This window comes from Ilyobacter polytropus DSM 2926, from assembly GCF_000165505.1.
GTDB classification, from domain to species: Bacteria; Fusobacteriota; Fusobacteriia; order Fusobacteriales; family Fusobacteriaceae; genus Ilyobacter; species Ilyobacter polytropus.
Genome location: NC_014633.1, coordinates 705,024 through 725,360, shown reverse-complemented (window position 1 = coordinate 725,360; position 20,337 = coordinate 705,024). Strand labels below are relative to the sequence as shown.

At 34.9% G+C, this 20,337-nt stretch carries 18 protein-coding genes and 1 tRNA gene; 13 read left to right on the top strand and 6 right to left on the bottom strand.

Translation table 11 applies throughout. From position 1 onward, the window contains the following. Nucleotide 1 precedes the first annotated feature (1 nt). The 6 genes from argJ (at nt 2) to argF (ending at nt 8,639) form a co-directional block, all read left to right on the top strand. Entirely contained in the window at nt 2–1,219 is a 1,218-nt protein-coding gene (gene argJ, locus ILYOP_RS13240) for a bifunctional glutamate N-acetyltransferase/amino-acid acetyltransferase ArgJ (RefSeq protein WP_013389007.1), read from the top strand. Between the two features lie 64 nt (nt 1,220–1,283). Then, entirely contained in the window at nt 1,284–2,363 is a 1,080-nt protein-coding gene (gene carA, locus ILYOP_RS13235) for a glutamine-hydrolyzing carbamoyl-phosphate synthase small subunit (protein WP_013389006.1), read from the top strand. Next, nucleotides 2,353–5,538: a carbamoyl-phosphate synthase (glutamine-hydrolyzing) large subunit gene (gene carB, locus ILYOP_RS13230; RefSeq protein WP_013389005.1), complete on the top strand. Its 3,186-nt coding sequence runs from the start codon at nt 2,353–2,355 to the stop codon at nt 5,536–5,538. Before carA ends, carB begins: the two co-directional genes overlap by 11 nt. Nucleotides 5,539–5,561: 23 nt before the next feature. After that, on the top strand, nt 5,562–6,452 hold the full coding sequence (gene argB / locus ILYOP_RS13225; protein WP_013389004.1) for an acetylglutamate kinase: 891 nt from the start codon (nt 5,562–5,564) through the stop codon (nt 6,450–6,452). 16 nt (nt 6,453–6,468) lie between these two features. After that, nucleotides 6,469–7,638: an aspartate aminotransferase family protein gene (locus tag ILYOP_RS13220; RefSeq protein WP_013389003.1), complete on the top strand. Its 1,170-nt coding sequence runs from the start codon at nt 6,469–6,471 to the stop codon at nt 7,636–7,638. Between the two features lie 17 nt (nt 7,639–7,655). Further along, nucleotides 7,656–8,639, top strand: coding sequence for an ornithine carbamoyltransferase (gene argF, locus ILYOP_RS13215; protein ID WP_013389002.1), 984 nt, complete (start codon nt 7,656–7,658; stop codon nt 8,637–8,639). 46 nt (nt 8,640–8,685) lie between these two features. Here argF and selB read toward each other — a convergent pair whose 3' ends face one another. The 3 genes from selB to ILYOP_RS13200 all read right to left on the bottom strand — a co-directional run bounded on the left by selB (nt 8,686) and on the right by ILYOP_RS13200 (nt 12,666). Next, nucleotides 8,686–10,593, bottom strand: a complete 1,908-nt coding sequence (gene selB, locus ILYOP_RS13210) for a selenocysteine-specific translation elongation factor (RefSeq protein WP_013389001.1) — start codon at nt 10,591–10,593, stop codon at nt 8,686–8,688. Between the two features lie 94 nt (nt 10,594–10,687). Beyond that, a complete protein-coding gene (gene selA, locus ILYOP_RS13205) occupies nt 10,688–12,079 on the bottom strand; it encodes an L-seryl-tRNA(Sec) selenium transferase (RefSeq protein WP_425364873.1) in 1,392 nt (463 codons plus the stop codon). Between the two features lie 74 nt (nt 12,080–12,153). Further along, a complete protein-coding gene (locus ILYOP_RS13200) occupies nt 12,154–12,666 on the bottom strand; it encodes a C-GCAxxG-C-C family (seleno)protein (RefSeq protein ID WP_013388999.1) in 513 nt (170 codons plus the stop codon). 214 nt (nt 12,667–12,880) lie between these two features. Between ILYOP_RS13200 and ILYOP_RS13195 the strand changes: the two genes are divergently transcribed. The 3 genes from ILYOP_RS13195 (at nt 12,881) to ILYOP_RS13185 (ending at nt 13,813) form a co-directional block, all read left to right on the top strand. Beyond that, nucleotides 12,881–12,974, top strand: a tRNA-Sec gene (locus ILYOP_RS13195). A 150-nt stretch (nt 12,975–13,124) separates the two neighbouring features. Next, nucleotides 13,125–13,406, top strand: coding sequence for a hypothetical protein (locus ILYOP_RS13190; protein ID WP_041921299.1), 282 nt, complete (start codon nt 13,125–13,127; stop codon nt 13,404–13,406). 5 nt (nt 13,407–13,411) lie between these two features. Then, entirely contained in the window at nt 13,412–13,813 is a 402-nt protein-coding gene (locus tag ILYOP_RS13185) for a tyrosine-type recombinase/integrase (protein ID WP_041921298.1), read from the top strand. A gap of 650 nt (nt 13,814–14,463) precedes the next feature. Here the strand turns inward: ILYOP_RS13185 and ILYOP_RS15350 are convergent. Then, nucleotides 14,464–15,297, bottom strand: a complete 834-nt coding sequence (locus tag ILYOP_RS15350; protein WP_013388997.1) for a type IV pilin protein — start codon at nt 15,295–15,297, stop codon at nt 14,464–14,466. 121 nt (nt 15,298–15,418) lie between these two features. Beyond that, the gene (locus ILYOP_RS15345; protein WP_013388996.1) at nt 15,419–16,435 is read right to left on the bottom strand and encodes a prepilin-type N-terminal cleavage/methylation domain-containing protein; all 1,017 of its coding nucleotides are present in this window, start codon (nt 16,433–16,435) and stop codon (nt 15,419–15,421) included. 256 nt (nt 16,436–16,691) lie between these two features. Between ILYOP_RS15345 and ILYOP_RS16285 the strand changes: the two genes are divergently transcribed. Together ILYOP_RS16285 and ILYOP_RS16280 are read left to right on the top strand one after the other, a co-directional pair. After that, nucleotides 16,692–16,910 carry a thermonuclease family protein gene (locus tag ILYOP_RS16285; protein WP_083789136.1) on the top strand — a complete coding sequence of 73 codons (219 nt, stop codon included), beginning with the start codon at nt 16,692–16,694 and terminating at the stop codon, nt 16,908–16,910. Next, a complete protein-coding gene (locus ILYOP_RS16280; protein ID WP_083789135.1) occupies nt 16,907–17,164 on the top strand; it encodes a thermonuclease family protein in 258 nt (85 codons plus the stop codon). Before ILYOP_RS16285 ends, ILYOP_RS16280 begins: the two co-directional genes overlap by 4 nt. 289 nt (nt 17,165–17,453) lie before the next feature. Here ILYOP_RS16280 and ILYOP_RS16170 read toward each other — a convergent pair whose 3' ends face one another. Beyond that, entirely contained in the window at nt 17,454–17,585 is a 132-nt protein-coding gene (locus ILYOP_RS16170; protein ID WP_280985352.1) for a hypothetical protein, read from the bottom strand. Between the two features lie 489 nt (nt 17,586–18,074). Here ILYOP_RS16170 and ILYOP_RS13170 point away from each other — a divergent pair, with 489 nt between their 5' ends. Then, a complete protein-coding gene (locus ILYOP_RS13170; RefSeq protein WP_013388995.1) occupies nt 18,075–18,575 on the top strand; it encodes a flavin reductase family protein in 501 nt (166 codons plus the stop codon). A 275-nt stretch (nt 18,576–18,850) separates the two neighbouring features. Further along, nucleotides 18,851–20,197: a sodium:solute symporter family protein gene (locus ILYOP_RS13165; RefSeq protein WP_013388994.1), complete on the top strand. Its 1,347-nt coding sequence runs from the start codon at nt 18,851–18,853 to the stop codon at nt 20,195–20,197. Nucleotides 20,198–20,337: the final 140 nt, after the last annotated feature.

Genomic DNA, 20,337 nt, shown 5'->3' with positions numbered 1-20,337 from the left:
AATGAAAATATTAGAAGGAAAATCCATAACTGCTGTACAGGGTATAAAGGCAGCAGGAATAACGGCAGGAATAAAAAAGAGCGGAAGAAAAGATGTGTGCGTTGTTTACAGTGAGAAAGAAGCTGTGGGATCAGCGGTGTTTACAACAAATAAGGTAAAGGCTGCACCTCTTTTTCTAGATATGGAAAATATAAAAAATGATACTATAAGAGCCATTGTGGTAAACAGCGGAAATGCAAATGCCTGTACAGGTAAAGAGGGATATGAAAATTCTGTAAAAATGGGTAAGGTAGTAGCAGAGCACTTTGCAATTGATCCAAAGGAGGTCATTGTAGAATCTACAGGAGTTATAGGGGTACAGCTTCCAATGGATAAAATTGTTTCAGGAATAGAAGAGGCTTGTAAATCAGTGTCAGCAGAAGGTGGACACGATGCAGCAGAAGCAATAATGACCACAGATCTTTTTGTAAAAGAGGTGGCAATAGAGATAGAAGTAGATGGGAAGCCTGTAACTATAGCAGGTATGGCAAAAGGATCTGGGATGATTCATCCAAATATGGCAACTATGCTAGGAACTGTGGTTACAGATATAAATATAACAAAGGCTATGCTTGAAAAGGCTTTTAAGGGAAGTGTAGATGACTCTTACAACATGATCTCAGTAGACGGAGATACGAGCACAAATGACATGGTAGTAGTAATGGCAAATGGTATGGCCGAAAACAAACTGATAGATAGTGAAAATGAGGATTTCATGAAGTTTAAGGCTGCCCTTGACTATCTTAATAAAGAGTTAGCAAAACTGATAGCAATAGACGGAGAGGGTGCCACAAAACTTCTAGAGGCAAATGTAGTAAATGCAAAGGATGTAAAAAGTGCCAAGTCGGCTGCTAAGTCTGTAATAACTTCTAACCTTACAAAGTGTGCATTCTTCGGTGAAGATGCAAACTGGGGTAGAATCCTATGTGCAGTAGGGTATTCTGAAGCTGATTTTGATCCTGAAAAAATCGATATTTTCCTGAAGTCAAATGGACTTTCAATACAGGTTGCTGAAAACGGGAGAGGGATGGCATTTGACGAACTCCTTGCCTCGGAAATTCTAAAAGAAAAAGAGGTAACTGTTTATATAGATATGAAAATAGGAGAAGCTGAGGCGACTGCTTGGGGATGCGATCTTAGTTATAAATATGTGGAAATAAACGGAGCATACAGAACCTAATAACTAGTGTTGAGTTATTAGGCAGAAATAGTCTTATTTGATTAAAAAAGGGGGAAACTTAATTATGTACGGAGCGCTTTACCTAGAAGACGGTACTGTGTACGAAGGCAAAGGATTTGGATACGAGGGAGTTTCCAGTGGCGAGCTGGTTTTTAATACATCTATGACTGGCTACCAAGAGATACTGACAGATCCTTCATATGCAGGTCAGGTTATTACCATGACCTACCCACTTATTGGAAATTATGGAGTAAATGAAACCTTTAATGAGGCAGACAAGTCTTATGCAAAGGGTATGGTTGTAAAGGCTGTATCTGAAAATCCAAGCAACTTTATGAGTGAAGGGGATTTTGATAAATTCCTGAAAAAAATGAAGATTGTAGGGGTATATGGAGTAGATACGAGAGCTGTCACCAAAAAGATAAGAGACAATGGGGCTATGAAATGTGTTATATCTAGCAGAAAGCTTACTCAGTCTGAAATAGATGAGCATATGGGGACCATCAAGACTGAGGATGACTGGATGAGAGTAGTAGGGACTCAAAAAGCCTACAAAGTACCAGGAGACGGGTTTAGAGTGGCTCTTATAGACTTTGGTGTAAAAGAGAATATAATAAGGAACCTCCAAAAGAGAGGCTGTCATGTAACTGTATATCCATTTAACGCAACAAGTGAAGAGGTTATGGCAGGAAATCCTGACGGTGTACTTCTTAGTAACGGACCTGGAGACCCAAAATTTGCAGTAGAGGGTATAGAGGCTGCTAAGGATTTCATAGGAAAAATTCCTATGTTTGGAATCTGTCTTGGTCATCAGGTTATCTCCCTGGCTATAGGGGGAGACACCTACAAGACAAAATTTGGACACAGGGGAGGAAATCACGGAGTTTTAGATATTGATAGAAATAAATCTTTTATCAGTTCTCAAAACCACGGATATGCCACTGAGGAAAAAAGTCTTGCAGGTACAGGAGCTAGAGTAAATTTTATAAATTTGAATGATAACACTGTAGAGGGGATAGAAATGGAAAATTATCCGGTATTTTCTGTGCAATTCCATCCTGAGGGAGCACCGGGGCCTGAGGATACGACCTATCTTTTTGACAAGTTTATAAAATTTATGAAGGAGAGTAAAAATGAAGCATAATATAGAAAAGGTAATGATTATAGGTTCCGGACCAATAATCATCGGACAGGCTGCAGAATTTGACTATTCTGGTACACAGGCATGTAAGGCCATAAAAGAAGAGGGAATTGAAATAGTCCTTTTAAACAGTAACCCGGCTACAATAATGACAGACAACAATATAGCTGATAAGGTATATATAGAACCTCTTACAGTAGAAGTTGCTGAGGAGATTATTAAAAAAGAGAAACCTCAGGGAATTCTTGCAGGTTTTGGAGGTCAGACAGCCTTAAATCTGGCTATGGAACTAGAAGGTCAGGGGATTCTTGATAAATATAATGTTAAACTTTTTGGGATAAACAGTGAGGCTATAAGAAGAGCTGAAGACAGAGAGGAGTTTAAGGAACTTCTTGAAAAACTAGGAGAACCTGTGGCGATAAGTGGAATAGCATCTACAATGGACGAGTGTGTAAAATTTGCAGAGACAAACGGCTTCCCTATAATAGTGAGACCTGCCTATACAATGGGAGGAACAGGGGGAGGAATAGCCGACAATATGGAGGACTTTAAGGATATCTGTTCTAAGGGCCTTATAATGAGCCCTATAAAGCAGCTTCTTCTTGAGCAAAGTGTGGCAGGGTGGAAAGAGATAGAATATGAGGTTATGAGGGACTCTAAAGGGAACTGCATAACTGTGTGTAACATGGAAAACTTTGACCCTGTGGGAATTCATACTGGAGACAGTATTGTAATAGCTCCCTCTCAGACTCTGACAAATTATGAATATCAGATGCTTAGACAGTCTTCTCTTAAGATAATAGATGAATTAAAGATAGAGGGAGGGTGTAATGTACAGTTTGCCCTAGACCCTCATTCTCATAATTATATAGTAATTGAGGTAAACCCTAGGGTAAGTAGATCATCTGCCCTAGCATCTAAGGCCACAGGTTATCCCATTGCAAAGATAGCGGCAAAGATAGCCTTAGGTTATAACTTAGATGAGCTTAAAAACTATGTTACAGGTTATTCTAGTGCCTTCTTTGAACCGGCCCTTGATTATGTTGTAATGAAGATACCTAAATGGCCTTTTGATAAATTCAGATCGGCTTCTAAAAAACTTGGTACCCAGATGAAGGCTACTGGAGAGGTAATGGCAATTGACAGAACCTTTGAGGCCTCACTTTTAAAGGCGATAACATGCCTTGAGGGAGGACTTTCAGGTATAAACCTACCTGCATTTAACAGCCTCACAAAAGAGGAACTACTTACAAAGATAAAAGAGTGTGACGATGAGAGGATCTTTGCCATAGCTCAGGCCATGAGAATAGGCGTAGGTATAGAGGAGATACATGAAGTGAGTAAGGTCGACAGATGGTTTCTAAACGGAATCAAAAATATAATTGACCTTGAAAAAGAACTTTCTGAAAATAGTCTTTCTCATAAAATTCTAGAAAAAGCTGAAACTATGGGATTCACCGATGATGAGATCTTGAGGCTCAGTAACTGGGATAAATCAGAAGTAGATAAAATGAGACAAGAAAAGGGAATGTATCCTGTATATAAGATGGTAGATACATGCAGTGGTGAATTTGAAGCCGTTACCCCTTATTATTACTCGTGTTATGAAAAGGAAGATGAAAATATACTTTCAGAGGATAAAAAAATAGTGGTTATAGGATCTGGACCTATAAGAATTGGACAGGGAGTGGAATTTGACTATTGCTCTGTACATGGTGTGTGGGCCATAAAAGAAGCTGGTTACCAGTCTATTATTATAAACAATAACCCTGAAACTGTAAGTACTGACTTTGACACATCTGACAAGCTGTATTTTGAGTCTCTATATATCGATGATGTCTTAAATGTTATTCGTGAGGAAAATCCTTACGGAGTAATAGTGCAGTTCGGAGGACAGACCTCTATAAATCTAGCAAAAAGACTAGAAGAGTCCGGTGTAAATATCCTAGGAACAAAATACGAATCTATCGACCTTGCAGAAGATAGAGATAAATTCCGAAACTTCCTTGAAGGTCTCGGAATAGAAAGTCCTGAAGGTTATGCTGCAAAAAATCTAGAAGAATCTTATGCAGCGGCAGAAAAGATAGGCTACCCTGTAGTTGTGAGACCATCTTATGTAATAGGTGGTAGAGCCATGAGGGTAGTACACAACAAGGAAAGTTTAACAGAGTATATGACCCATGCCATTGATATGTCTAAAGAAACTACGATTCTTATAGATAAATATGTCTACGGGACAGAGATAGAAGTGGATGCAATCTGTGATGGTGAGGATATATTGATTCCTGGTATAATGGAGCATATAGAAAAAACCGGAGTCCACTCTGGAGATAGTATAACAAGCTATCCGACTATAAGTCTGAGTGATGAGGTAATAGCCGAGCTTGTGGAAAGCACAAGAAAAATAGCAGTAAATATAAAAACTTTGGGAATAATAAATATTCAGTATGTATTTGACGGAAAGAAACTTTATATAATAGAAGTAAATCCGAGAGCTTCTAGAACTGTACCGATTTTAAGTAAGGTAACAGGGGTGCCTATGGTAAAAGTGGCAGTAGAGACTATGCTAGGAAAAAAACTAAAAGACCTGGAATATGGTACTGGTCTCAGACAAAACAAAAACTTCTATGCAGTAAAACTTCCTGTATTCTCAACTGAAAAACTTAGTGATGTGGATACATTCCTAAGTCCAGAGATGAAATCTACCGGAGAGGTTTTAGGAGTGGATCAGAATTTTGATGTGGCTGTGTACAAGGGGTTCTCTGCTGTGGGAATGAAAATACCAGTAGACGGTAAACTTTATGTATCCTTAAATGATGTCAGCAAAGATATGGGACTTGAAACAATAAAAGATTACAAAGAACTAGGATTTTCTGTATGCGCTTCTAAGGGGACGGCGGAGTACCTGAATAAAAAGGGTATAGAGGCCGAGTATATACAAGGTGAAAAATTAAAAGAACTTATATCAGATGGAGTCATAAACCTCATAATAAATACACCTACAATAGGAGACGACAGAAGCAGATACGGATTTGGAATCAGAAGAAAGGCTTCTGAGTACAGGATTCCTGCCTTTACTTCTATAGATACAGCGTCTTTATTTATGAAGGCTATAGAGGTTAAAAAATCCAATAAACCTGTGACATATAATCATATGAGGTACTATCTAGGACTTTAAATCATACCTTTGAGGAGGAATATATGCAAAAACAAATAGAAAAGGCTGAGATGTTAGTAGAGGCACTTCCATATATAAAAAAATTTGCAGGTAAAACAGTAGTTGTAAAGTACGGCGGGAATGCCATGATAAATGACGAGATAAAAGATCAGGTCATGAAGGATATAGTTCTCATGAAATATGTAGGTGTTAACCCGGTGATAGTTCATGGGGGAGGACCTGCAATAAATAGTATGCTTGCAAAAATAGGTAAAGAAGCAGAGTTTAAAATGGGAAATAGAGTAACAGATGAGGAAACCATGGAAATAGTGGAGATGGTATTATCTGGAAAAGTGAATAAGGGCATCGTAGCTGGTATCAATCGGCATGGTGGGAAAGCCATCGGCCTTAGCGGTAAGGACGGAAATCTAATTTTAGCAAGAAAAAAATACCTCATGGATGGAAAAGAAAAGGTCGATATCGGCTTTGTAGGAGAGGTAAAGAAGATCAATGCCAGTATTATAGAGGATCTGCAAAAAGACGGCTTTATCCCTGTAATATCAACAGTAGGTGTAGATGAAGATGGAAATACATATAATATAAATGCCGACTATGTGGCAGGAGCAATTGCAGGGGCCTTAAATGCCGACAAGTTTTTATTTATGACAGATGTTCCGGGACTTCTGAGGGATATAAATGATCCTAGCAGCAAGATAAGTGTGCTGAAATATAATGAGGCAAAGGACCTTATAGAAGACGGAACAATAAGCGGGGGTATGCTTCCGAAAATTGATGCCTGCATGACTGCTTTAGACGCCGGAGCTGAAAATGTCCATATTATAGATGGAAGAGTAAAACACACTATTTTACTAGAGCTCTTTACAGACTCTGGTATAGGTACAATGATAGTAAAAGATTATAGAATAGTTAGATAGTGTCAGGGGAGGTATAATGGGAAAAAGCAATGTAATGAATACTTATAATAGATTTGAACCTACATTTGTCAGAGGTAATGGAGTATATGCCTACGATGAAACTGGAAAGGAATATATAGATTTTGTAGCCGGTGTGGCAGTAAACTGCCTAGGGCATAGTAATCCTAAAATCGTAGAGACAATAAAAAATCAAAGTGAAACTTTGATGCATATATCAAATCTTTACTGGAATGAAAAACAGATTACTCTTGCTAAAAAACTTTCTCAGCTAGGGGATTTAGAGAAAATGTTTTTCTGTAACAGTGGGACAGAGGCAAATGAGCTGGCGCTCAAGATTGCAAGAAAATTTGGTAAAGAGTTTTCTCAAGGCAAGCACAAGATAATCTATATGAAAAACTCATTTCACGGGAGAACAATGGGAGCTCTTTCTGTAACTGGTCAGAAGAAATATCAGGACCCTTACAGACCTCTTATCGGAGGAGTAGTAGAATGTGAGTATAACGATATAGAGGACTTTGTATCTAAGATGGATGATGATGTCTGTGGAGTAATCATGGAGGTTATCCAGGGAGAGGGAGGAATCATAAGTGCGGAAAAAGAGTTTCTTGAAAAAATAAGAGAGCTCTGCGATAAGAACAACGCACTTTTAATCTTTGACGAAGTTCAATGTGGAGCAGGTAGATTAGGGACATATTTTGCATACCAAAAATTTGGAGTAGTTCCTGATATAGTTACCATGGCAAAAGGACTGGGAGGAGGGTTTCCTATAGGGGCTGTCCTTACAAAAGGAGAGGCTTCTGACACCCTTGTACCTGGGGACCACGGTGCTACCTTTGGAGGGAATCCTTTAGCGTGTGCAGTGGCAGTTACAATTATAGATGAACTTGTAGAGGGTGGAATAATAGCTGAAGTAGATAAAAAGAGTGATTATACAAGGAAAGCAATAGAAAAAATGATGAAAGAGCACTCTGTAATCGAAAAAGTAAACGGAATGGGACTCCTTCTTGGAATAAAATTGAAAGAGGAGCTTGAGGCTAAAACTTTTGTCGGAAAAGCTTTTGAAAAGGGACTTATGCTTGTAGGAGCAGGGAATAATGTAGTAAGACTTGTACCTCCTCTGAATGTTACGTATGAAGAACTGGATAAGGCACTTCAGATAATAAAAGAGGTGTTTGAAGAACTTTAGATTTACTAGGGGGCAAGATGGAACATAAACATTTTTTAAAATTACTAGATTTTAAACCTGAAGAGATACAGGAACTTCTCGATCTCTCGAAAAAACTCAAAGATGATAAGAAATCAGGAAAAGAAGATAAAAAACTTATGGGTAAAAATATTGCCCTTATTTTTGAAAAGGATTCTACAAGAACCAGATGTTCTTTTGAGGTGGCGGCCTATGATCAAGGAGCACATGTGACTTATCTTGGGCCATCTGGATCTCAGATAGGTAAAAAAGAGTCTATCAAGGATACTGCAAGGGTCCTCGGAAGAATGTTTGATGCGATAGAGTATAGAGGCTATGGGCAAAAGGTAGTGGAAGAACTAGCAGAACATTCTGGAGTTTCTGTTTGGAACGGACTGACGACAGAGTTTCACCCTACTCAGATATTAGCAGATTTTATGACTATTTTAGAGCACAAGGGTAAGCTTCAAGGAGTTAAACTTGTGTATATGGGAGATGGAAGAAATAATATGGGTAACTCTCTAATGGTTGGAGCTGCCAAGATGGGGATGGATTTTAGGATAGTAGGTCCAAAGTCACTTTTTCCTACACAGAAGTTGATTAATCAGTGTCTAGAAATATCCAAATTAACTGGGGCTAAACTTACTTTCACAGAATCTGTGGAAGAGGGCCTAAAGGATGCAGATGCAGTGTATACAGATGTGTGGGTATCTATGGGTGAGCCAGATAAAGTATGGGAGGAAAGAATAGAATTCCTGAAACCTTATCAAGTTAATAGCGAGGCTATGTCTCACGCAAAGGATGACGCTATATTTCTTCACTGTCTTCCTGCCTTTCATGATTTAGAAACAAGTGTAGGAAGAGATATTTTTGATAAATTTGCAATTACAGAGATGGAAGTATCAGATGAAGTTTTTGAAGGACCAAATTCAGTGGTATTTGATCAGGCTGAAAACAGACTGCATACTATAAAAGCTGTTATGGTTGCAACTCTTGGAAGATAAAACAAAAGACCCCTTGGGGTCTTTTGTTTTATCCACTTATAAATTATTAATTAGATAACACAATTCTATAATCTTCAATTCTTTTGGTTATACCCATGGAATCAAGTTTTTCTAAAAATGCCAGTGCAAATTTTCTGCTTGTTCCAAGTATTTCTCTCGTTTCACCTAGGGTAATCTTTCCAGTTTCTTTAGCTTTTTCTTTTATTCTTTTTTCTCCTTCATTAAAAAATCCCTTCATGAAACAGATATCTTCATCTAACGGAATAAGGAGTCCTGTATCTATAAGAATAGAATGTATTTTTTCAAGAGCTTTTTTATCTTCAACAAGAGTTTCAAGTTCAATGTATTTTGGAGGTTTAAATCCTTGTTCTTTATATTTGATAAGGATAATATCTTTTATTTTTTTTTGTTCCTTATTCAGGCGGATTTTAAAGTCTGAAAGGTGTACAGTATTTTCACTTACTTTGATGCTTTTTCTTTTTTCTAGAAGGTCAAGAATTTCGTTGAAATTTTTAACTTTTAGTTTTTTATCAAAATATTTATTCTTTATCTCGGATTTATTGGCTCCTGATCTAAGAGGATTTTTTTCGTGGTAATCTTTTAATAATAAAGATATTTCTTTTTCCATCTTTATTAGATAATTTATATGAAAGTATCTCTTGAACCCCAATTCTTTTAGGCAGAATACTTTTTTATCTTCAATAAGACTTTCCAAAACTTCTTCGGCGGTTTCACTTCCAGTAGCTAAGAGTATATCCTTTAGGGTGGGAAAAAATTCACTGTTTTTGATTATCCAACTTTCTATTTTGTTGTGTGAAGTTCCATTTAACAAATTAGTCAGAGAATCTATATATTTAGAGTTTTTTCTTTTTACTCTTTCTCCTTTCATACTCAAAATTTTTATATTGCCGATGGTGTCCATGGGAGAGAAGTTTCTAATGATACCTATATCTCCAGGAAGACCAACTATAGTATTTTCCAATAAAAGTTGAGCAAGACTTTCATCCCCTCCTTCAACGTCATCTTTTCCAAAAAGCTTTATTCTTCCTATTACCTCTGTTGTTCCTAGGTGAAGTCTTATTCTATGGTTATTTTTTATCTTTTTCTTTCCTTTTAGAATATGAAGGTTTACATCGATTCTATCTGACATGGAAAGTGTTTCCGGAGTTCCTAAGATATCCCCTCTTTTTATATCCTTTACTTGGACTCCGCCTAGATTTAATGCACATCTGTTACCAGGTTTTAAACTTGTTAGTGTTTCGCCGTGGTTTTGTATCCCTTTTACTCTCACATTTTTCATCTGAGGATATAGAGTCAGAATATCACCTTCGTGTACCAAAGTTCCCATGGAAGTACCAGTTACAACGGTTCCGAATCCTTTTACATTGAATACTCTGTCCACATGCAGTCTGAAGTTATTCTTATCTTTATTCTTATCTTTTATATTTTCTACCTCATAATTCAAAAGCTTTTTTAAGGGTTCATAGCTTTTTAAATCTAAAGAATTTACTTCTAATATTTCACATTGATCTATAAAACTTCCTTCAAACTCTTTCCTTATTTCATTCCTTACCTTTGCCACTCTTTCAGTAGAAACAAGGTCACTTTTGGTAATTACCACTACTCCTTTTTTTACACCTAGGAGCTTTATTACATTAAAATGTTCTCTTGTCTGGGGCATTACACCATCATCTGCTGCTACTATTAATATCATAAAGTCGATACCACTTACTCCAGACACCATGTTTTTTATAAATTTTTCGTGTCCCGGTACATCTACTAGACCAATTTTTTTACCTGATTCCAGTGTAAGATATGTAAATCCAAGGTTAATAGTCATTCCCCTTTTCTTCTCTTCTGGCAGTGTATCTGTATCTATTCCTGTGAGGTTTCTTACAAGGGTAGTTTTACCATGGTCTATGTGCCCTGCTGTACCAATTACAATATTTCTCATATCTTCACCTCTTTGAAAAATTTGTTATTTAAATCTTTCTTTAAGTTAATATCTGGATTTTTATAATTACTTCCTTTCTTTATTATAAATGATTTCAGATTTTTATTATTTGTTTTTTAATAATTTCAGCTGCTTTTTTTGCAACTAAATAAAGTTCATCATTCTTAACAGCTTTAACATCTAATATAAAAAGGTTATTTCTTATTATTCCAATAATATGAGGTGTCCCTAGTCTAAACTCTCTTTCTAGTTCTAGAGGACTGCCCTCTATACCCACCCCACAGCTCTTTACTGTTTCTCCAGGCATAGAACCACCACCTATTGTGGCTTCAGTTTCCACAATGCTACATTTTACATCGTTCTTTTGAAGAATTTCAAACAACTTTGCAGCTCTTTCCTTCACCTTAACACTGTCCTCTAATATCATTTTTAGAGTGGGAATTTCCTCTATAGCCTCTCTTTCGTCCAGATAATACCTCAAGGTTGATTCTAAAGCTGCCAGCGTCATTTTACTGACTCTTAAGGCTCTTAGAAGCTGATTCTTTTTTAGCCTGTCGATATATTTTTTCTTTCCAACTATTATCCCAGCCTGAGGTCCTCCTAAAAGCTTGTCTCCACTAAAAGTTATTAGATCTATTCCAGACGCTATACTCTCCTGTACTGTAGGTTCTTTTTTTATCCCGTACTTACCAAAGTTAACAAGGACTCCACTTCCAAGGTCCTCCATTGTAAGGACATTATTTTCTCGTCCTATCTCAGCAAGCTCACTATTTGTGACTTCCTTGGTAAAACCTACAATTTTATAGTTAGATGTATGAATTTTAAGAAGCACAGATGTATTTTCTGTTATTGCTTCCCTATAATCCTTTGGGTGAGTTCTGTTTGTTGTTCCTACCTCTATAAGTTTTGTTCCTGATATTTTCATTATATCTGGGACTCTGAAAGAACCCCCAATCTCTACCAGTTCTCCTCTAGATACAACAGCTTCTCCGTCTTTTGCAAATTCATTTAGTGCAAGCATTACTGCTGCAGCATTGTTATTTGTAAGGATAGCCCCCTCAGCACCTGTAACTGTACAGACTAGTTTTTCTATATGATCATATCTGCTGCCTCTGTTTCCCTCTTGGAGATTATATTCAAGGTTATTGTATGATGTTATTACGTCAAATACATTTTTGGCTGCCTTTTCAGAGATCAGTGATCTTCCGAGGTTTGTATGTACCAATGTTCCAGTTGCATTAATCACATTTCTTAGATTCATAAGAGATCTTTTTTTGAGAATAATTTTAATATTTTCTACGACATCTTTTATATGAAGTTCAGTTATACTTTCCTTTGCAATTTCCTGCCTATAGTAATCAATTCCTTCTCTAATTCCCTCTGTAAAATTGAAATAATCTATATTTTTAGAGAGTTCAATTATCTCAGGTATTTTTAATATTTCATCTACTTTTGGAAGTTGTTTGAATAACTTTTTTTTCACAATTTATAACCTACCTTTCAAACTCACTAAATACTGAAAACAATTAGCTTTATCTGTTTTTATAAAAGTAATAATTTTTACCTTCCAAAAATTTTACTTATAAAGTTTTTTTTATCTGTTGAGTCTATATGACCTTCTTCAGTTTCTATAGATAACTCCCTTGCAATTATTTTTGCTGCAGCTTCTGCCATATCTCCGGTGAATTTCACACACTGTGTCATATGATTTTTAGAACCTAGTTTCATATCTTTTGTGAGTATTCGACAGCAAAGAGTTTTGTTATTTTCTCTAAATATATCATGAATCTCTTTGGATAATTCCATAGTTTTTTTTACCTCTTTTCCCTTGGCCTTTTGCCTTCCGAAGATAAGTCCTAAGGACATTTGTGCTCCCACAACAGCACCACAGGTACAACCTGCGTTTCCCATTCCCACAGGAAATCCTGATGCCAATGCGATCACTTCATCTCCTATTTCAGGTTTAAAGACATCTTTTAAAGTTTTTATAACAGCCTCTGAACAATAAAAATCACCATTTTTATAATAATCTTCAGCTGTTTTCCTTATTTTTGAAATATTTATTTTATCCACTATATTTCTCCTTTTTATCAATTTGTCTCAAATTTCATGATATATACACATTCAAATAGAATAATACCATTTTAAAGGTAATATCTCAATATTTTGAACTATCAGTATGTTATTATATAAAAAAATTGTAATATCTAACTTTAAATTAGTAAAGCTATTTTTTTAAATTGTTGACGCTCATATCTGACAATGGTATACTACATATTGAAAAAATGGAAGTGTATGAGCAACTGGTGTTCTTCCCGGTCTTCAAAACCGTGTGGGCGGCGTGAGTCGTCGGTAGGTTCGATTCCTACACATTTCCGCCATAATTTTTAATGATACAGGTGTCTAGAGAGAAATAGACCCCTGTTATTTTATTTTTTGGATTTTTTTATAAATTTCAAAAAAATGATGAACCGAGCTGGCCATGTTGTTTTTTTTACCTTCATAGGAAATTAACAAAAGGAGGATTTACAATGGATAGAAAGAGAATCGTTATGAATGAGAATTTAGACCGAGGACCGTTGCGAGTCACAAAATCACCTCGGTCTGATCAGCTAAAATTCGATGATTTCTTCGAATTTTATAAAAAATTTTTGGAAGTGAAAAAGCTGGAGGGTATATCTGATAGGACCTTGGAGGATTATGAAAAACAGTATAAACCTGCTACAATAAATTTAAGACTGCGTACCCTTAAAGCCTATTTTCACTGGTTATACAAGAAGGATATATCGATGACAAACTCTATAAAGGTATAAAGCTAATGAGAATCCCTGTTGATCTGGTACAGCCTTTACCTAAAGAAGATATAAGAAAAATGCTCAGACTTCCGAATAAAACTTTATACAATGACTACAGAGATTACTTATTGATGTTACTTATGCTGGATACAGGTATTAGGGTAAAGGAGGCAGTTAACCTGAAAATCGCTGATGTAGATATCAAAAGAGGAGTTATCGTTATTCGTGGGGAAATTTCAAAGACTAGATCATTCCGAGAACTTCCAATAAGCTTAGACACCTGCAAAAAATTCAGAGAGATTATAAAGATGTCCAAGGAATATAAGAGCAATTACGTTTTTTTAAATGAACTAGGAGGTAAACTTAGTTATGCAACTGTGAGTTGGTGCTTTAGAAATTATGGAAAAAAGGCAGGTATAAATTGAAGGTGTAGTCCTCATGTATTTAGACATACCTTTGCTACTAATTTTATCCGTAAAGGGGGGATATATTTACTTTTCAAAGGATCATGGGACATAGTACCCTTCTTACTACTAGGAGGTACATTCAGTTGGATATAGAGGATCTTAAACAGAAACATAAAAAGTTCTCACTATTAAAAGAATATATATAATTTGAGACATTCCCTAACTTATTATTATTTAAGTTTAGCAAACTAACATTATACATTTTTATTTATAATGAGGTCTATTTAAGGTCTCCGTTTTTTATTCTACATAAAGTGGGTCTGCTCAGCTCTGTTAGATTTATGCAGTTGGTAAGTTTTATCCTCAAGCTTATGCTAAATCCCTGTTCTTTTGTGATGGCATCACTCTTACTTGATCGACCTGTTTCTCCTCATTTTGCTCTTTAGTTGATACTCTCACATAACCGTATTTCATTTCACACCTCCGACAATCTATCTCACTAGAAACTGTAATATAAAATGTTCCAAAAGGTCAATGTGAATTATGATAACTTTTTACGCAGAAATACGGCTCTCTAGCCCAGTAAATACGTTATAAAAACTTTGTCTCACAAGGTATACCTTGTGATAGAAAAGTGAGGATAATACCGAAAACATAATCCATAAAAGTTAACTTTCTACAACTTGAAGGGTACTTATATCTATAATATTATCTTCATCTACTGTATGATAGTACCAATTTCCATCTGAATCATCATAAATAAGATTCCAATTTAATGTTGACGACAGTTCTCTGGTGTTACCGTCTGAGTCTGTAACTATAAAAGTATAACCGTCTTCAGGTTCAATAAGTAATGTACTTCCACTTGGTTTGTAATAAATATGATCAATGGCCTCTGCCCATTCTTCTGGATCTAGTCCAAGATCTGTATATCTATAATCTCCCCACGTTCTTCCATATTTCCCTGTTTCCATTACCAGTGTTTCCATTAAAGAGATTATTGCTGAAGATATCTCTTCAAAAGTGCTTCCTAAAGAAGTTAGTTCTTCAATTTCTGTTGCAGATTCATCCTCTTCTTCCCATATTTCAGTAGACTCATATCCTGTATATGTCCCGTTTTCTAAGTTTGCATAAATTTCCCCTTCATCGTAATAATATAACCATCCACCTGTGTTGTCTCTGTCGCTTACAACATTATTGGTCTCTGAAGTCGTATCAGAAGATGGGGTTTCAGGCATTGTTGACCTGCTATAAAATTCAGTAAATTTATATCCTAAATTTATAATAGATTCCAAATCTTCATTATTCTCAATGTCAGGATAACTTGAAGTTTTCACATAATAGATGCCTATGGCAGTTCTCAGATTTTCCAAATTTCCTTGTACATTGGCAACTTTTGCACTCTTGTTAATATCTGTGAACTTTGAAATGGCTATAGCTGAAAGTAATCCTATTACAGATATTACTATCATAAGTTCTATTAAAGTAAAGGCTTTCTTCATTTATGCTCCTTTTATTTCCATGCCTATAATTATATCAACTTTCCTTGTGAAGTGATTACAACATTAAAAATAATACTAAACTATTAATTTTAACAAATTAACTCTGTTCTTATTTATATTTTTAAATCTCGGTAATACTAAGACTTTCAACTTCCACATCTGCCTCACCCCAAGACCTGAATCCTGTGTAGTTAGTGTCAGATGTACCCTCGTCAATTATTATATCTTCATCTGTTATCTCTTCATCATCAATGCTTACTGCTACAGAATTAGTTCCATCACCGTTACTCGTTACACTTACAGATATATCATGCTCGTCTGTCCACCATCCATCGTAATCCTCATCATTAACATCCATGTATTCGTTACCGTCATCGTTACCATTAAGTATGTATTGAGTAGAACTAGAAATTTCATTTCCATACGAATCACGCTCTTTTATTACTATTGCATTGAGACCATAATCAAACTGAAGTACATATCCTGAACCGTCTTCATCCGATTGGATAAATAAACCGTAACCATTGTCAAGACCAAGTAAAGTTGTTGTCGTCTCTATTGTATATTCTGAATAAGGGTTTTCCATGAAGACATATCCATTCCATCCGCCAGTTGAATATAGTGTCCCATCTTCAGAGATTGCCCATGTACCGGTACTACCTAATTTAAAAATTAATCCGTCATCATCGTCAAAGTCGTATAAAATAGAGTTAGAAGTTTCACTTTCTCCACTCCATATCTCAGTGTCAGTGTCACCACTGTATGTTCCGTCTTCCAAATTAGCATATATTACACCATCACTTTCAATATAAATCCACCCTCCGGTATTAGACCTACTGCTATAAATAGTATTAGATTTTGACCCTCCAGAATAGTTAGGTGTGTCTGGCATTTTACTTTTAGAATAGACATCTGTAAAATCACCTAAATCATCTTCATTTCCGACCAAATCAGGATAACTTTCATTTTTTAATTTGTACAAAGATATTGCAGTATTTAAATTAGAAAGGTTAGCTTGAACATTTGCTATCTTAGCTTCTGATGTAATATTGCTATATTTTGGGATAACAATAGCTGATATAAGTGAAATAATAGAGATAACTATCATTAATTCTATAATTGTAAATCCTTTTTTCAAACTAATCTCCTTCCGTTTGCAAGTATGTGTCAATTGTGTGTCGCTACTTTAGTATATTATTTAATTATATCCATGTCAAACTGCAATAACAAAAAAATTATATTTAATATAAATATGTAACAGCATTAACTTCTGAACTTGTAAAACTCAATGTAGCATTTATAATCAAAGAAATATATAATACCGTTGAAATCGAATAGAAAGACGGATCTTATGCAAAAATTAAAAATTACTAGTAGTCTTTTTCCTCTTATCAATTACAGTCTTTACACAAACCATCCCAGGCAATGTCAGCTATGTAAGTGACGGAGACACACTACAACTAATTTCTAATGGTGAAAAGTATAAAATCAAATTTTACGGTGTCGATGTCCCTGAAAGTTCTCAGAAATACGGACTCGAAGCCAAGGAATTTGTTTCTGAAAGAGTAGTTGGAAAGACTGTCAAAATACAGGTAATGGATACTGACCAATAAAAGTTGGGAAGATCTACTATGGCAATGGCACATATCTAAATGAAGAGGTTGTAAGAGCAGGTTATGCTTGGCATTATCTACAATATGCACCTAATGATCCAGATATCAAACAAGCTGAAGTTGCTGCAAAAGATCAGAAGAAATGTAAAATCTGTAAAAAAAGTCATCGAACCTGTCTTAGAAGAATAGAGATACTGGGTTATGTATTTATTTTTAATCAAAAGTTTCAAGGAAGTATTGCATATCTAAGTTAAAATATTATATAAGCATATAGTAACCATTATATTTCTATCGGTCTTTAATCAGTAAATATGTGTTGTAAAAATAATCAATTTTTACCTAGACCGTGTCGGTTGAAAGTAACACTTTGGTTCTATGCCTTTATTAGAAAGTTCTAGAGAAGTTATGGTGGTTTAGGAAACTTCAAAACCGTGTGGACGGCGTGAGTCGTCGGTAGGTTCGATTCCTACACATTTCCGGGTAATGTAACACCTTTTGTGTATTCTCCAAATCTTAATTACTGAATAAACCAACAGGCTCTCTCTAAAATAAATATTCTGAGAGTCTGTTTTCATATTTAATTGCTATTTGCCCAAGAATCTGATCCCAACCTCTTTTAAAACTCCTATCCCATTTCTTATCTAGATCAATTACTACAAGATATAACTGCTTCAAAAGAGACATATTAGGTGAAAATACTTCCTTGGATTAGGAATGTGAAGTTCTTCTGTAAATGGACAAATAACTTCCTGTCATAATCTCAAAAAGGTGTCTAAAAAATGTTGCCATTCAAATTATACAGTTCCATAAGACTGTGACCCTGTCAAACATTAATTACACAATTCTAGTTTTATGATGGATAACGTTGACAAAAGAAGAAAAAAGAGATAAAGTTAACTGAGCATATGCACATTATGAAATGTGTCAGATGATTTTTCTAGGGGTAATTATTATTACTTGATATACGAAAAATTAACGGTATTAATTTTATTAATACTGTAAATTAAGTGTATAAGTCTCAAAGAGGCTATTATCAGCTTTTAATTTTTTCTAAGTAAATATCTAATAATAAGAGCCGCACAAATCATTATTTTAAATATAAAGCAATTTATTACATGAAGATTAAATAAAATTTTGTAATTTGAATAAGGGGGATTTATTAATATGGAAAAAAATGTGACTGATTTTAAAAGTTGTTTAAAACCAATGCCGGACATACTTGTTTCGTGCAGAAGTAAAGATGGTGAGGACAATGCCTTAGCTGTAAGGTATGCTGGTAACTGCAGTTATAATCCTCCGATGATTATGGTGGGTATAGTTCCAAGTCGACATTCATACAATATGATAAAAGAAACAGGGGTATTTGTTGTGAATTTAGTTTCTGAAGATCAGAGAGAACAGTATGCATACTTGGGGAGTCGTAGTGGACGAGACGAAGATAAATTAAAAGCACTAGGAATGAATGTTGGTGAAGGAGTTAAAGTCAACGCACCTTTACTTTTAGACAGTCCTGTAAGCATTGAATGTAAAGTTGTAGATTCGATAATGACAGGGTCTCATGAAATGTTTGTGGGAAAGGTAGAGTATGTGCATGCTAAGGAAGATCTTATAAAAGAAAACGGAAGTATTGATTATTCAAAAATAGATCTTTTAAAGTTTAGATAGATTTTCTTAGAATCTTTTTCATCTGACATGTAAATTATATTCTTAAATATTTATATAGGTTCCAACTGGAACCTATTTGAAATTAATTAATTTCAAAATATGTACCTTAAATATTTTGGAATAATTTTATAAAAATTTAAGATTTAGAGAAGCTTCTATCAAATTATACGATTATTTAATGAAACTCATAAATTAAGAGGTATATATATAAAATAGAATAGAGGCAATAAAGAGTAAAGAAATAGAAATGTACAATATATAAGGAGTGCGAAAAAATGAGTGATTTATTATTTTATTTATATATCTTTGGAATTTTTTTAGTGGGTGTAGCATCTTACAAAAAAATTGGAGGAACCAAAGATTTTTATATTGCTGGAGGGAATGCGAGTGTTCTCAGACTTACAGGTAGTTTGCTTGCCACTATATTAGGGAGCTCTGCTATTATTGGAAGTGTAAATTTTTCTACTAGAAATGGATGGGCTGGTTCATGGTTTATGATTTGCGCCGCTCTGGGTTTAGGTGTCTTATATTTCATTTTAGAAAAGTTAAGAACATTTAAAGGATATAATCTTCCAGAGTTACTAGGTGACTTTTATGGAATAGAAGTAAACAAAATCGCTTCATTTGTGATTCCTATTGCATGGACAGGTATAGTCGCATCTCAAATAATGGGCGCAGCAATGATTGTGTCCAAGATGACAAGTATTGCTTATACCAGTGGGATTTGGATTAGTGGTTTAGTATTTATTGCATATACTTGTTTAGGAGGACAGCTTTCTATAATAAAAACAGATTTTATTCAATTTTTATTTATAATTTTTGGTTTGTTTTTCTGTTTCATGTATACAAGCTTTAACTATGATCTAGGTGATGCTTTACCTTTAATAAGCTATAAATTTGGATATAAAGAATTGGTTGTCATGTTACTTACATACTCAACCACTTTCTTTGTCGGACCGGACATTTACTCTAGAATATTTTGTGCAAAGGACCTAAAAACAGCTAAAAAAGCGATAATTTTATCTATAGTAATTTTACTACCATTATCATACATACTTTCTTCTTTGGGGATACACGCTGCAGCTCTTATTGGAGACCGAGTTGTAGATTCATCACTAATCTTTTTAATAGAAGAAATTCTACCAAAATCCATGGCAGTACTTATGTACTTTTGTCTTTTATCAGCAGTAATATCGTCTGCAGATACGACATTATTAACAGCGTCATCTATGTTGACACAAATATTTATTGGAAATTTAAAAAATAAAAAAAGCATCGGTATTACAAGGATCTTTATTATATTTTTAGGTGTTGTCTCAATATATATAGCACTTAAGATGAAATTTATTCTGTCTTCAATATTTTTGGCATTCTCGATATATTCAGGAGCGTTTATTATACCGACTTTTTTAGGAATATTAGGATACAGAGCTTCTAAAGGATACGTTATTTTGGCTATTTTTGCAGGTGGAGGACTGGCATTAATTGGAAAAATATATGGCGGACAGAGTGGAAATATATATATAATATTTGCATTTGTTTTGAATACTTTGATCTTAGGGATTCCATATATTTTTAAGAAAAAAAGAGATAATCTAGTTAAAAATCAGAGTACTTATTGAAAAGTGGTTCCATGTGTATGTCAGCACGACATAAAAATTATCTACTTTTTTCAAGTTGAATATTTAAACATACTTTCTCTCTCATCAATGGTAAAATATTTATGATTCATAGATATTCCTTTTTTAATGTTTGATCGGAC